Source organism: Streptomyces sp. NPDC001828 (genome assembly GCF_042892175.1).
GTDB lineage: Bacteria > Actinomycetota > Actinomycetes > Streptomycetales > Streptomycetaceae > Streptomyces.
Genome location: NZ_JBIATV010000016.1, coordinates 203,379 through 216,274, shown reverse-complemented (window position 1 = coordinate 216,274; position 12,896 = coordinate 203,379). Strand labels below are relative to the sequence as shown.

Below are 12,896 nucleotides of genomic sequence, written 5' to 3'. Positions count from 1 at the left end.
CGCGCGACCGGCGGCGGACCTCACGTCCCCCCGGGGCGCGCGACCGGCGGCGGACCTCACGTCCCCAGGGGCGCGCCACCGGCGGCGTACCTCACAGAGAGGGCCGGCCCCCCACCCATTAGGCTGGGGGCCGGCCCTGACCGCCCCTACACCCGCTCATGCGAGGAGCCCCCCGTGCTTGAGGCTGTTTTCTCCACCCTCCTTGTCCTGGTCTGCGTCGGCGTCCTCGCCTTCGCCGGTCTGACCGTGAAGAAGCTGTACCAGGGTCAGCGCTAACCCCGACCGCAACGAAGAGATCGCAGCCTCATGATCGAGATTCCGTCCGACCTCCACCCCGACCTGGTCCCCCTGGTCTTCCTCCTCGGTACGTGGGAGGGCGCCGGTGTGACCGACTTCCCGGGCGCCGAGAAGGCCAACTTCGGGCAGTCCGTGACCTTCTCCCACGACGGCCGCGACTTCCTGGAGTACGTCTCGCACTCCTGGATCCTGGACGCCGAGGGCAACAAGGTGAAGCCGCTGGAGTCCGAGTCGGGCTACTGGCGCATCGACAAGGACCGCAAGGTCGAGGTCGTCATGGTCCGCGACCAGGGCATCGTCGAGATCTGGTACGGCGAGCTCGCCCACCAGAAGCCGCAGATCGACCTGGTCACCGACGCCGTCGCCCGCACCGCGGCCTCCGGCCCGTACACCGGCGGCAAGCGCCTGTACGGCTACGTCAAGAGCGACCTGATGTGGGTCGGCGAGAAGGCGACCCCCGAGGTCGAGCTCCGCCCCTACATGTCGGCGCACCTGAAGAAGGTCGTCACCCCGGAGGAAGTCGCCGACATGGCCCGTGGCCTGGGCGACCTCCCGGACGACGGCATCGCCTTCTTCAAGTAGGCCGCGAGGCGGACCGCCTTCGCCCCTGGGCGTCGCCGGGATCCCTCCTACACTGGGAGCGTGGTGACCACCGACTGGCAGAGCGACCTCCGCAGGCGCGGGTACCGGCTGACCCCCCAGCGACAGCTCGTCCTGGAGGCCGTCGACGTACTCGAACACGCGACGCCCGACGACATCCTCACCGAGGTGCGGAAGACGGCGGGCGGCGTGAACATCTCCACCGTGTACCGGACCCTGGAGCTCCTGGAGGAGCTGGGTCTGGTCTCGCACGCCCATCTGGGCCACGGCGCCCCGACGTACCACCTGGCCGACCGGCACCACCACATCCACCTGGTGTGCCGGGACTGCACCACGGTGATCGAGGCCGACGTGTCCGAGGCCGCGGACTTCACCGCGAAGCTCCGGGACACCTTCGGCTTCGAGACGGACATGAAGCATTTCGCCATCTTCGGGCGCTGCGCGGACTGTGCAAAGAAGGCTTCAAGCGCCGGGTCGTAGGCTTGCCCGTATGAAGAGCCCCTTGCTGTCCAAGCCCGGCGCCGTCCCCGCCGAAGGGCGCGACGAAGGAGTCGCGGCGCACTACGGCGACCTGTTCCGCGAGCAGCGCGCGCTCGCCGGCGGCACCGGTCTCGTCGACCTCTCGCACCGCGGGGTCGTCACCGTCACCGGCGACGACCGGCTGAGCTGGCTGCACCTGCTGCTCACCCAGCACGTCAGCGAGCTGCCCGTCGGGCAGGCCACCGAGGCGCTGGTGCTTTCGGCGAACGGACACGTCGAGCACGCCCTCTACCTCGTCGACGACGGCACCACCGTGTGGATCCACGTCGAGCCCGACACCCAGGGCGAGCTGATCGCGTACCTGGAGTCGATGAAGTTCTTCTACCGGGTCGAAGTGGCCGACCGCACCGAGGAGTTCGCGGTCGTGCACCTGCCGGCCGGCTCCATCGCCGAGGTGCCGGACGGGGTGGCCGTGCGCGAGACGGCGTACGGCCGCGATCTGTTCCTGCCGCGCGCCGACCTGGAGGAGTACGCGGACCTCGCGGGCCCGCTCGTCGGGATCCTGGCGTACGAGGCGCTCCGGATCGAGTCGCACCGACCCCGGCTCGGCTTCGAGACCGATCACCGCACGATCCCGCACGAGGTGGGCTGGATCGGCTCGGCCGTCCATCTCCAGAAGGGCTGCTACCGGGGCCAGGAGACGGTCGCCCGCGTCCACAACCTGGGGAAGCCCCCGCGCCGCCTGGTCTTCCTGCACCTGGACGGCAGCGAGGTGCTGCTGCCCGGGCCGGGCACTCCGGTGCGGCTCGCGGCCGACGGCGCCGAGGGCCGCCAGCTCGGCTTCATCACCACCTCGGCCCGCCACCACGAGCTGGGCCCGATCGCCCTGGCCCTGGTCAAGCGGAACGTGCCGGTGGACGCGGAGCTGCTCGCGGGCAACACGGCGGCGGCCCAGGAGGTCGTGGTCGAGCCGTAGGACGGGCGGGCCGGCGTTCTCAGACCTCGATCTGGAGCGTGAACGGGCCGTGGTTGGTGAGGGACACCCGCATGTCCGCGCCGAACCGGCCCGTCTCCACCAGGGCGCCGAGCGCCCGCAGTTGGGCCACCACCTCGTCGACGAGGGGCTCGGCCACCTCGCCGGGGGCGGCCGCGTTCCACGTGGGGCGGCGGCCCTTGCGGGCGTCCCCGTAGAGAGTGAACTGCGAAATCACCAGCAAGGGCGCATTCACGTCCGAGCAGGACTTCTCGCCCTCAAGGATGCGAACCGACCACAACTTGCGGGCGAGCTGCGCCGCCTTGTCCGGATCGTCCCCGTGGGTGACCCCGACCAGGACACAGAGGCCCTCGCCCTCGATCTCGCCGACCGTCTCACCGTCCACGACGACCTTCGCGCCGTCGACCCTCTGCACCACCGCTCGCATGCGCCCCAACCTATGTCACCGGCGCGTCCGAATTCCGAGCGGCTGAACGGGTGCAGTGCACCTGCACGTGCCGTACCCGGAGTGGCACGATGCGTACAGGCGGTGCTTCCCCTGGGTCCCTTGGGCCGGGGGAGACCCCATGCACCGGTCGAGGGGACGAAAAAGCATGAGCACATCAGGCGCCGGGCAGCCGCCCGGTCCCGTATCGCTGACCCGGACCAACCCGCGTACCGCCGTGCGACCGCCCGTGCAGCGGGCCGGGGGCACCCTGCCGCCCCAGCGCGACCACGACCTGGCCGCGCTCCGGCTGGCCGAGCTGCGCACCCTGCGCCGCCAGTCGCAGCGCGACGAGGCCGACCTCAGCTACGTACGGCGGCTGCTGCACGGCCGGATCGACATCCTGCGGGCCGAGCTGGCCCGGCGCACCGGGCCGCAGGCGCCGGTGGTGGAGCGGCTCGCCGAGATCCTCACCGACGCGCCGTCCTCGCACCGCGCCTCGGCCCGCCACGTCACGCTCTCCGCGCCGCGCAGCGAGGAGTACCGGCTGCTCGCCGCCGAGATGGACGCCGAGGTCGAGCTGTCCGACCTGGCCGCCCGTACGGACGAGGAACTGCACACCGCGACCGGGCGCCTGATCCGCTACGAGCAGCAGGTCTCGCGGAGCCGCAAGGAGGTCCAGCGGACCGCCGACGATTGCAGTGCGGAGATCGCCCGCAGGTACCGTGATGGGGAAGCACAAGTAGACGATCTGCTCATGTGACCCGCCCGTATCGGAAGCGATCCCTCCGGGGCAGGTCACCCGCCCGGAAGGCCGCACCCCCATGACCGCCGTGACGCCCCCGATACCCCCGGTCCTCGCCGAAGTCGTACGTTCCGGATTCGTCGAGGGCCATCATCGGGGCTCGCTGGTGGTGCTCGCCGCCGACGGCAGCGTCGAGTTCTCGCTCGGCGACCCGGCCGCGCCCGTCTTCCCCCGCTCGTCCAACAAGCCGATGCAGGCCGCCGCCGTGCTGCGGGCCGGGCTCCAGCTGTCGGGCGAGCGCCTGGCCATCGCCGCCGCGAGCCACTCGGGCGAGGGCTTCCACCTCGATCTCGTACGCAAGATGCTGGCCGAGCACGGCCTGACCACGGACGACCTCCAGACCCCGCCAGACCTGCCGCTCGACCCCGCCGAGGCCGAGACGTACCTGGCCTCGGGCCAGGTCCGTGAGCGGCTCACCATGAACTGCTCCGGCAAGCACGCGGCGATGATCGCGGCCTGCAAGCTGAACGGCTGGGACCAGGCCGGCTACCTCGACCCGGCCCACCCGTTGCAGCGGCTGGTCCTGGAGTCCGTCGAGTCGGCCGCGGGCGAGCGGGTCGCCTCGGTCGGCACGGACGGCTGCGGGGCGCCGCTCATGGCGATCAGCCTGACCGGTCTCGCGCGCGCCTTCCGCACCTTCGCGACGGCGGACGCGGGCACGGTCGAGGGCCGGGTCGCCGAGGCGATGCGCGCCCACCCCGAGTACGTGGCCGGCACCCGGCGGCCCGACACCTGGCTGATGCGCGAGGTGCCCGGCACCCTGTCGAAGATGGGCGCCGAGGCCGTGCAGGCGGTGGCCCTCGCCGATGGCCGCGCGCTCGCCTTCAAGGTCGACGACGGCGCGATCCGCGCGCTCGGCCCGATACTGGCCCGCGCGCTGCACCACCTGGGCGTCGAGGGCCCGGTCGTGGACCGGATCGGCCGGGCGCCGCTGTTCGGCGGGGCCGTGGAGGTCGGCGAAATCCGGGCGACATTCTGAGCGGGAGCCGTTTAGCGTGGCCGGCATGAGCACTCCGGCCGAGCCCGACATCGAGGTCCGCACCGTCGCCGACGACGAGTTCACCGACTGGATCAGGGCGGTCAACGTGGGGTTCCTGCGGCCGCCGACGGTCAGTGACCAGTACGCGCGGGCACTGCGGGCCAACAGCGACCTGGACCGGGTGCAGGGCGCCTCCGACGGCGGCCGGTGCGTGGCGACGTTCCGCTCCTTCGCGCAGGAGCTGACGACGGTGGGCGGCGCCGCGCTTCCCGTGAGCGCGGTCAGCGGCGTCACCGTCACGCCCACCCACCGCAGGCGCGGCCTGCTGACGCGGATGATGGCGGCCGAGCTCGCCGCGGCCAGGGAGCGCGGCGAGGTCGCGTCCACGCTGATCGCCGCCGAGTACCCGATCTACGGCCGCTACGGATACGGCCCCGCCGCCCACATCACCGAGTGGGAGATCGACACCGCGCGGGCCGGGCTCGACCCGCGTTGGGCGGCCCCGGCCGACGGCGGCAGCGTCGAACTCGTGGATCTGGCCGACGCGGCCAAGCTCGGCGTCGAGGTGTTCGAACGTTTCCGGCCGACTCGCGCGGGTGCGATCAGCCGTGACCGGCGCTGGTGGGACCTGGCCACCGGCGCGGCCCGCCGCGACGAGCCGTGGACCGAGCCGTTCTTCGCGGTGTACCGCACGGCCGACGGCGAACCGGCCGGGTTCGTCCGCTACCGCGCCGACGACAAGTGGAGCGACGCCAAGCTGCCGGAGAACACGGCGACGGTGGCGGACCTCATCGCGCTCACCCCCGAGGCCGAGCGCGCCCTGTGGCACTACCTGTGCTCCATCGACTGGATCCGCAAGGTGCGCACCGGCCGCCGCGCCCCCGACGACCTGCTGCCCCTCCTCCTCCCGAACCCGCGCGCGGCCCGGATCGTGACCCACTCCGACTATCTGTGGCTGCGGCTGCTCGATGTCGTACGGGTCCTGGAGGCGCGCACCTACGCGGCCGAGGGTGCCGTGGTACTTGAGGTCGTGGACCCGGCAGGCCTGGCGGCGGGCCGCTTCCTGCTGGAGGCGGGCGAGGGCGGAGCCCGCTGCGCCCCCACCACCCGGAGTGCCGAACTGACGCTGGACGTAAAGGAGTTGGCGTCCCTCTACCTCGGCGACGAATCGGCGGAGCGGCTGCTCGCGCTCGGCCGGGTGGCGGAGGAGCGGGCGGGGGCGGCGGCCCGCACGGACGAACTGTTCCGCACGGCCGGCCGCCCCTGGTGCCCCGACATGTTCTGACCCCCACCCCCGTGGGAGGTCGGTGGCATGCCGGGTGTTCTTACGGGTGTGCCGGAGCGGGGGGCCCGGCCTTCGGCCGGCCCCGACGGTTACGACTTGGCTCGGTCACGGCTTGAGCAGCACCTTTCCGAGCAGGGCGCGGCCCTGGATCGCCCGGTGCGCGTCGGCGGCGCGGGCCAGCGGGAACACCTCGCCGATCACCGGCCGCAGCCGCCCGGCCGCCGCCTCCCGGAGCACCCGGCCGAGCAGCGCGGTACGGAGCTCAGGAGTCAGCTGTACGTCGCCGATGCCGAGCAGGGTGATGCCGCGCCGCCGGGCCTCGTCCGGGTCGACGGCCGCGAAGCCGGTGCCGGTGGGGGCGCCGTGCGCGGAGAAGCGGCCGCCGTCGGCGGTCAACGGGAAGGCGTCCAGGCCGAGTTGGCCGCCGACGCCGTCCAGTACGAGATCCGCGCCGCGCTCGCCGAGCGCCGCGCGGGCGTGCCGGCCCCAGCCCGGATCCGCCGCGTCGATGACCTGGTCGGCCCCCAACTCCCGTACCAGCGAGGTCTTTTCGGGCCCGCGTGCCACGCCCACCACACGGGCGCCGAGCGCGCGGGCGAACTGGACGAGCAGGGTGCCCATGCCGCCCGATGCGCCGGTGACCAGTACGGTCTCGCCCGGCTTGAGCGCGGTGTTGTCCAGGAGCGCGAGGGCGGTGACCCCGTCGTGCACGAGGGAGGCCGCCTCGCGCAGGCCGAGGCCGTCGGGGACGGGGGAGAGGTGGGCGGCGGGGACCGCCACGAGCTCGGCGTACGTGTCGGCCGCGCCGGACACGGCCACCCGGCGGCCGAGCAGGGCGGCGTCGACACCGGGGCCGATGGCGGTGACCGTGCCGGAGACGCCGCCGCCGGGCACGTAAGGGGGCTTGACGCCGAAGACCTCGTTGAAGGCGCCCGCGCGGATCTGGGTCTGCACGAAGAGGGTGTCGATGTGGTCGACGGCCACCACGGCCTCGCCCTCCCCGGCGACCGGGTCCGGCGCGCTCGCCGTCACCAGTACTTCGGGCCCGCCGAACTCCTCGACCTGTGCCACACGCATGTCGATCACTTCTCCCACCCGTTGTCCGCGCCGGTGCGCGGCCCGTGTCGTTCTCGCTGCTCTCGCTGCTCGTACGTCGAGTGTTCAGCCTCAAGCGCACTTGAGGTCAAGGGCGGCCCGGCGGCGGTCACTAACGGTGCTGGGATCCTCTTAAAGTGCTTAAAGTGGGGGTGTCTTCGTCGGGCCAGGAACGGGAGTCGCGCGTGGAGGGCATGGAGCCGGGGACGGTCCGGCCGGGCGGGCGGACCGCCCGGGTGCGGGCGGCGGTGCTGCGGGCGGCCGGGGACGCGCTGGTGGAGCACGGCTTCGACCGGCTCGACCTCGCGGACGTCGCGCGCCGGGCGGAGGTGGGCAAGACCACCGTCTACCGGCGCTGGTCCACGACCACGGGCCTGGTCGCCGACCTCCTGGACGACATGGCCGAGCAGTCCTCGCCGCGCGCGGACACCGGTTCGCTCGACGGCGACCTGAGGGCGAACGCCCGGCTCGTCGTCGGGACGCTGACCGATCCGCGACAGGGCGCCCTGTTCAAGGCGGTGATCGCCGCCGCCACCTGCGACGACCGCGCGGCCGGCGCGCTGCGCCGCTTCTACGCGACCCGCATCGAGGAGTGGGCCCCGTGCGTGACGCTGGCCGCCGAGCGGGGCGAGGTCCCGCCCGGCACGGACGCGCGCGAGGTGATCCGGGCGGTCTCCGCCCCCCTCTACTACCGCTTCCTGGTGAGCGGCGACCCCCTGGACGAACCGTCCGCAGACCGCGCGGCGCTGGCCGCCGGGGCGGCGGCGAGGGCGGGGGCGTACGGGAGTTGAGGGGGGTGCTGCTTGGCGGTGCCGGTGCGGGCAGGCCGACGAGCGGGTGGGTTTCGGTGCCCGGCATCGGGTGGCGGAGGGGTATCCCGGACATCAGGTCGGCCAAGTGACCCTGTACAGCCGGGAGTTGAGCCGTACCCGTGAAGACCTCCCGGGCGGCCGGCACGTCCGGATCGCGGGTGCCGGCCCAGTCCATCAGGAGGCTCTGCGCCCGGACGTTGCGCAGGACGGCGACCCCGGCCGGGTGCCGTTCCGCGTGGTGTGCGCGGACCAACGGGAGCTGTACCGGTACCTGACCACCCGGGTCGCGGCGCTCCGGCCGTCACTCACCTCGAAACGGCACCGGTGATCAAGACCATGGAACAGGCGGCGAACCGGACGGCCCCCGACAGGGTGGCGCAGCACACTATTGCAAGCATCCGCTTGCAATAGTTAGCGCGATGGGTGCACCATCGGGGCATGGCATCGCTCAACGTCGGCAATCTCGGCGAGTATCTGCGCGAGCAGCGGCGCAACGCGCAGCTGTCGCTGCGGCAGCTCGCCGATGCCGCCGGGGTGTCCAATCCGTATCTGAGTCAGATCGAGCGCGGGCTGCGCAAGCCGAGCGCGGACATTCTGCAGCAGCTCGCGAAGGCGCTGCGGATCTCCGCCGAGACTCTGTACGTGCAGGCCGGGATTCTCGACGAGCGGTCTCCCGAGGCCGCTGGGACGCGGAGCGTCATTCTCGCCGACCCCTCGCTCAGCGAGCGTCAGAAGCAGGTTCTGCTCCAGATCTACGAGTCCTTCCGCAAGGAGAACGGGCTCGACGCCGACACGGACACCGAAGGCGCGGCCGACGGCAGTGCTGCCGACGGCAGTGATGCCGACCACCCTCAAGCGAGTAACTGAGCACTGATCCGGGAGGACAGTCATGGCCATCACCGATGACCTGCGCAAGACCCTCACCGACCCCACCCCCCTCTACTTCCTCGCCGGCACGGCGGACCTCGCGGGGCAGCAGGCCAAGAAGGTTCCGGCTCTGATCGAGAAGATCCAGTCCGAGGCGCCCGAGCGCATCGAGGCCGTGCGCCGCACCGACCCCAAGGCCGTGCAGGAGAAGGCCACCGCGCGGGTCAAGGAGGTGCAGAGCGCCGTCACCACCCGGGCCAACGAGTTCCTCGGGTCCCTCGACGGCGATCTGAAGAAGCTCGGTGAGAACGCCCAGGACCTGGCCCTGCGCGGCGTCGGCGTCCTCGCCGAGTACGCCGTCAAGGCGCGCGAGGGCTACGACTCCGTCGCCGAGCACGGCCAGGAGGTCGTCAAGCAGTGGCGCGGCGAGGCCGCCGACGAGATCGTCGAGATCGCCAGTGCCGTCGAGCCCGACGCGGAGAAGAAGGACGAGGCTCCGGCCCAGGGCGAGCCCACCGTCGGCGACCTCTCCGCCGACGCCGACAAGCCCGCCGCCAAGAAGGCCGCTCCGCGCAAGGCCCCGGTGAAGAAGACCACCGTCAAGTCCGCGGAGTAGCGCTTACCGCGCCGGTTTCGCGGGGCGGGCACCTTCACGGTGCCCGCCCCGTTCAACCAGTACCTTGGCCGCTAGGCGCTCTCCACACTCATCAGTACTGACTAGGCGGTGCACGACATGTTGCTCACGGGATTCAGCCTTCTGACGTCGCTGCTCTATCTCGCGATGCTCGTCATCGCCGTGGTGGCGCTGGTCTTCGCCGTCATCGCGCGCGAGGACGCGTACCGCGCGGCCGGGAAGCAGACCAAGCCGTTCTGGCTCATCGTCCTCGGCATCACGGTCGTGGTGAACCTGTTCGTGCCGATGCTCTTCCTGCAGCTCGCCGGGCTCGTCGCCTCGATCGTGTTCATGGTCGACGTGCGGCCCGCGATCCGGCAGGTCTCCGGCGGTGGCCGGGGCGGCCGCCGGGGCGGCGGCTCCAGCAGCGACGGTCCGTACGGGCCCTACAACGGCGGCCGCTAGGCCGTAGGCCCGGGCCGCCCGTCGGGCGCGGCGGCCCCCGCACGACTCCTCAGGCCGGGCGGCCTTCCCGGTCCGCGCGCTTGCGTTCCAGCAGGACCACCGCCACGTCGTCCGTCAGCTCGCCCCCGTTGAGTTCGCGCGCCCGGGTCACCGCCGCCTCCAGCAGTGACTCGCCACGGAGGCCGGACGCCAGCTGGGTGTTGATCATCTCCAGCATGCCGTCCTGGCCGAGCCGCTGGCCGCTGCCCTCGCCGGTGCGGCCCTCGATCAGGCCGTCCGTGTACATCAACAGGCCCCATTCCCGGCCGAGTTGAACCTGCCGGCGCGGCCAGCGGGCGCGCGGCAGCAGGCCGAGCGCCGGGCCGCCGTTCTCGTACGGGAGCAGCTGGGCGCGGCCGTCCAGGGCGATCAGGGGCGCGGGGTGGCCGGCCAGGCACAGGCCCGCGCTGCGGCCGTCGGGGGCGATGTCGACCGTGCACAGCGTCGCGAATATCTCCTCGCTGTCGCGCTCGTGCTCCAGGACCTCCTGGAGCGTCGATAGCAGCTGGTCCCCGCAGAGCCCCGCGAGGGTCAACGCCCGCCAGGCGATGCGGAGTTCGACCCCGAGGGCCGCCTCGTCGGGGCCGTGTCCGCAGACGTCGCCGATCATCGCGTGGACGGTTCCGTCCGGGGTGCGCACCGTGTCGTAGAAGTCGCCGCCGAGCAGGGCCCGGGAGCGGCCCGGGCGGTAGCGGGCCGCGAAGCGCAGGTCGGATCCCTCGAGCAGTGGCGTCGGCAGGAGACCGCGCTCCAGACGGGCGTTCTCCTGGGCGCGCAGCTTCGACTCGGCCAGCTTGTACTGGGCCGTGTCCGCGCGCTTGCGCTCCACCGCGTACCGGATGGCCCGGCTCAGGAGCCTGCCGTCCAGCTCGTCCCGGAACAGATAGTCCTGCGCGCCGACCCGGACCGCCTCGGCCGCCCGCTCCGCGTGCCCGGAGGGGGTGAGGGCGAGCACCGCGTGGCGCGGCGCGAGGAGCAGCAGATGGCGCAGGGCGGCCAGCTCGTCGTCGGGGTCGCGGCCGGGCAGCGCCAGGTCGAGCAGGATGCAGTGGATGTCGTCGGTGAGCAGCCGCTCGGCCTCGGTGAGGTTGCGGGCGGTGCGGATGCGGACCCGGGTGCCCGCCGCGTCGAGCAGCTCGTGCACGGTGAAGGTGCCCGCCGGGTCGTCCTCGATGACCAGCAGGTTGAGCGGACCGTCGCCGGCGCCGCCCGGCGCCGCCGGAGGGGCGGCTCGCTGGTGCGGTACGGGTACGTGCTGGGATGCGGGCATCGTCGGTTCCGGAATCCTTCCCTCCCCCCGAGGGCGCGGAGGAGCGCCGGTCGGCGCCCCACCAGCCGGGACCCTAGCGCCATCCCCGGGCGTGGCGGAATGGCGTTGGGTGGTTCATCACTCCCGACCGGATGGCATATGCCACATGCCTGATTTGTCCGGGCCTCAGGAAGTTGCGGACTGCCCGTATCGCCGGTCCGCGGCTGCCCGGCCGTACGGGAGCGGCTGCCCGCCCGCCCCTCGAAACGGCCGGCGCGCGAAAGCCGCCCGTCCTCGGGGCCGTGGCCGTCGATACGCCCAGCCGCCCACCCTCGCCCCCGGAGCGGCCGATGCGCGCGGCCGCCCGCTCCCGGAGCCGCCGATGCGCGCAGCCGCCCGCCCCCAGGGCCGTGGCCGTCGGCGCGCGGCCGCTCACCCCCGGGCCGTCGGCGCCCCGGTCCGTACGCCCGCTACTTGTCCGGCCGTACGACGCCGAGTATCGGCATGGAGCCCGCTCCGGTGATCGTCACGGTCCGGCCGGGGCGCGGTGAGTGCACGATCGCGCCGTCGCCGATGTACATCCCGACGTGGGTGGCGTCGGCGAAGTAGATGATGAGGTCGCCCGGGCGCATGTCCTTGATCGCGACGTGCGGCAGCTGGGCCCACTGCTCCTGCGAGGTGCGCGGGATGGGGTGCCCGGCCGCGAGCCAGGCCTGGGAGGTGAGACCCGAGCAGTCGAAGGTGTCGGGACCGGCGGCGCCCCAGATGTACTTCTTGCCGATCTGGTCCGTGGCGAACTTCACGGCCTTCTTGCCCTGCTCGCTCGCGCTGCCGCTGATGTCCTTCAGGACGCCCGTGCTCAGCCAGGCCGTCTGCGAGTCGAACTCCTTCTTGCGCTCCAGCTCGGCCAGGCGCTCGCGCTCCTGCTCCTTGAGCTGGGACTGGAGCTTCTCGGCCGCCGCGATCTTCTCCGTTATGTCCTTCTGCGCGGCTTCCTTCTTGACCCGGTTGGCCTCCAGGCTCTTCCACTGGGCGGTGGCGTCCGCGCTGTAGGCCGCCAAGTCGGCCTGCGTTCTGTCCAGTTCGCCCAGCAGGCCCTGGGCCGCCTGCTGGCCCTGGCGCAGCGAGTCGGCCCCGTCGAGGAAGGTCTCCGGGTCGCCGCTGAGCATCATCTGCGCGCCGGGTGGCAGGCCGCCGTTGCGGTACTGCATCCGCGCGGTGGCGCCCGCCTGGTCCTTCAGGCGCTTGATCTTCTCCTGGCCCTTCACGATCTCCTGGGCCAACTGCACGATCTGCGCGGACTGTTGCTTGGTCTTCTCCTCGGCGAGGTTGTACGCGTCGGTGGCCGCGGCCGCCTGGCGGTACAGGTCGTCGATCTCCTTGCTCACCTCGTCGAGCGTCTTGGGCGCGCCCGGCGCCGAGGCCGAGGCCGACGGCGTCGGTGCGGGGTCGGCGAACGCCGTGCCCGGCGCGGCCAACGCGGTCAGGGCGCACACCAAGGCGATCGCGGCCGCCAACTGGCGCTTCTTCGGCACTGAGAACCCCCTCCAGTCAACTCCGGCCCCACACCGGAACGCTCCGGCCCCACGCCGGAACACACCGGACACCCCGCATGTGATTTACCGTCAGTAACATCACACCGGTGCCCGCGATGCTGCCACGCCCCCGGCCAAAACGACAGAGGCGTCGGGGCACCGGACGAGGCACGTCCCCTTGCGCGTTCCGCCGCCCGGGTCCCTCCCGTCTGACGAACCCCGGGTTCCACGCGTTCCGCCGGCCACGGGAGTTCACCCGTAAGACGACGTCAACAACTGGCTCACCCGGCTCCGGCCAAGCCCCGGCCGGGTGGCCGCCCCGGGCGGACGCGAGCCGCACCCGACGGCCCGGCGCAC

The 12,896-nt window shown here is 72.5% G+C and carries 14 protein-coding genes; 10 read left to right on the top strand and 4 right to left on the bottom strand.

Translation table 11 applies throughout. The features are described 5' to 3' along the window. Positions 1–306: 306 nt before the first annotated feature. From ACFYZA_RS35110 to ACFYZA_RS35100, 3 genes are read left to right on the top strand one after another with little or no spacing between them, the layout of a single operon-like run. The gene (locus ACFYZA_RS35110) at positions 307–879 is read left to right on the top strand and encodes an FABP family protein (RefSeq protein ID WP_100577809.1); all 573 of its coding nucleotides are present in this window, start codon (positions 307–309) and stop codon (positions 877–879) included. A 60-nt stretch (positions 880–939) separates the two neighbouring features. After that, positions 940–1,377, top strand: a complete 438-nt coding sequence (locus tag ACFYZA_RS35105; protein WP_161250111.1) for a Fur family transcriptional regulator — start codon at positions 940–942, stop codon at positions 1,375–1,377. Between the two features lie 10 nt (positions 1,378–1,387). Then, positions 1,388–2,353, top strand: coding sequence for a YgfZ/GcvT domain-containing protein (locus ACFYZA_RS35100; protein WP_382596338.1), 966 nt, complete (start codon positions 1,388–1,390; stop codon positions 2,351–2,353). 19 nt (positions 2,354–2,372) lie between these two features. Here ACFYZA_RS35100 and dtd read toward each other — a convergent pair whose 3' ends face one another. Next, positions 2,373–2,798 (bottom strand): D-aminoacyl-tRNA deacylase, encoded by a 426-nt coding sequence (dtd, locus tag ACFYZA_RS35095; RefSeq protein WP_382596341.1) that lies wholly within the window; start codon positions 2,796–2,798, stop codon positions 2,373–2,375. Positions 2,799–2,964: 166 nt separating this feature from the next. On the opposite strand from dtd, the gene ACFYZA_RS35090 reads away from it, so the two are divergent. From ACFYZA_RS35090 to ACFYZA_RS35080, 3 genes are all read left to right on the top strand, one after another. Further along, on the top strand, positions 2,965–3,558 hold the full coding sequence (locus tag ACFYZA_RS35090; RefSeq protein ID WP_388494551.1) for an ABC transporter substrate-binding protein: 594 nt from the start codon (positions 2,965–2,967) through the stop codon (positions 3,556–3,558). A gap of 61 nt (positions 3,559–3,619) precedes the next feature. After that, a complete protein-coding gene (locus ACFYZA_RS35085; RefSeq protein WP_382596347.1) occupies positions 3,620–4,579 on the top strand; it encodes an asparaginase in 960 nt (319 codons plus the stop codon). Positions 4,580–4,604: 25 nt separating this feature from the next. After that, positions 4,605–5,864 (top strand): GNAT family N-acetyltransferase, encoded by a 1,260-nt coding sequence (locus ACFYZA_RS35080; RefSeq protein ID WP_388494550.1) that lies wholly within the window; start codon positions 4,605–4,607, stop codon positions 5,862–5,864. Between the two features lie 105 nt (positions 5,865–5,969). Here the strand turns inward: ACFYZA_RS35080 and ACFYZA_RS35075 are convergent, their stop codons facing one another. After that, positions 5,970–6,941: a zinc-binding dehydrogenase gene (locus ACFYZA_RS35075; RefSeq protein WP_388494549.1), complete on the bottom strand. Its 972-nt coding sequence runs from the start codon at positions 6,939–6,941 to the stop codon at positions 5,970–5,972. A gap of 212 nt (positions 6,942–7,153) precedes the next feature. Between ACFYZA_RS35075 and ACFYZA_RS35070 the strand changes: the two genes are divergently transcribed. The 4 genes from ACFYZA_RS35070 to ACFYZA_RS35055 all read left to right on the top strand — a co-directional run bounded on the left by ACFYZA_RS35070 (position 7,154) and on the right by ACFYZA_RS35055 (position 9,716). Then, the gene (locus ACFYZA_RS35070) at positions 7,154–7,750 is read left to right on the top strand and encodes a TetR/AcrR family transcriptional regulator (RefSeq protein ID WP_382596410.1); all 597 of its coding nucleotides are present in this window, start codon (positions 7,154–7,156) and stop codon (positions 7,748–7,750) included. A 459-nt stretch (positions 7,751–8,209) separates the two neighbouring features. Next, the gene (locus tag ACFYZA_RS35065; protein ID WP_388494548.1) at positions 8,210–8,638 is read left to right on the top strand and encodes a helix-turn-helix domain-containing protein; all 429 of its coding nucleotides are present in this window, start codon (positions 8,210–8,212) and stop codon (positions 8,636–8,638) included. Positions 8,639–8,660: 22 nt separating this feature from the next. After that, positions 8,661–9,254: a hypothetical protein gene (locus ACFYZA_RS35060; RefSeq protein ID WP_382596370.1), complete on the top strand. Its 594-nt coding sequence runs from the start codon at positions 8,661–8,663 to the stop codon at positions 9,252–9,254. A 117-nt stretch (positions 9,255–9,371) separates the two neighbouring features. Beyond that, a complete protein-coding gene (locus tag ACFYZA_RS35055) occupies positions 9,372–9,716 on the top strand; it encodes a DUF2516 family protein (protein WP_382596373.1) in 345 nt (114 codons plus the stop codon). Between the two features lie 49 nt (positions 9,717–9,765). On the opposite strand, the gene ACFYZA_RS35050 is transcribed toward ACFYZA_RS35055, so the two are convergent. Further along, positions 9,766–11,025 (bottom strand): PP2C family protein-serine/threonine phosphatase, encoded by a 1,260-nt coding sequence (locus ACFYZA_RS35050; RefSeq protein WP_382596376.1) that lies wholly within the window; start codon positions 11,023–11,025, stop codon positions 9,766–9,768. 449 nt (positions 11,026–11,474) lie between these two features. Next, complete coding sequence (locus ACFYZA_RS35045; protein WP_388494547.1) at positions 11,475–12,539, bottom strand: NlpC/P60 family protein; 1,065 nt, start codon at positions 12,537–12,539, stop codon at positions 11,475–11,477. Between the last annotated feature and the right edge of the window lie 357 nt (positions 12,540–12,896).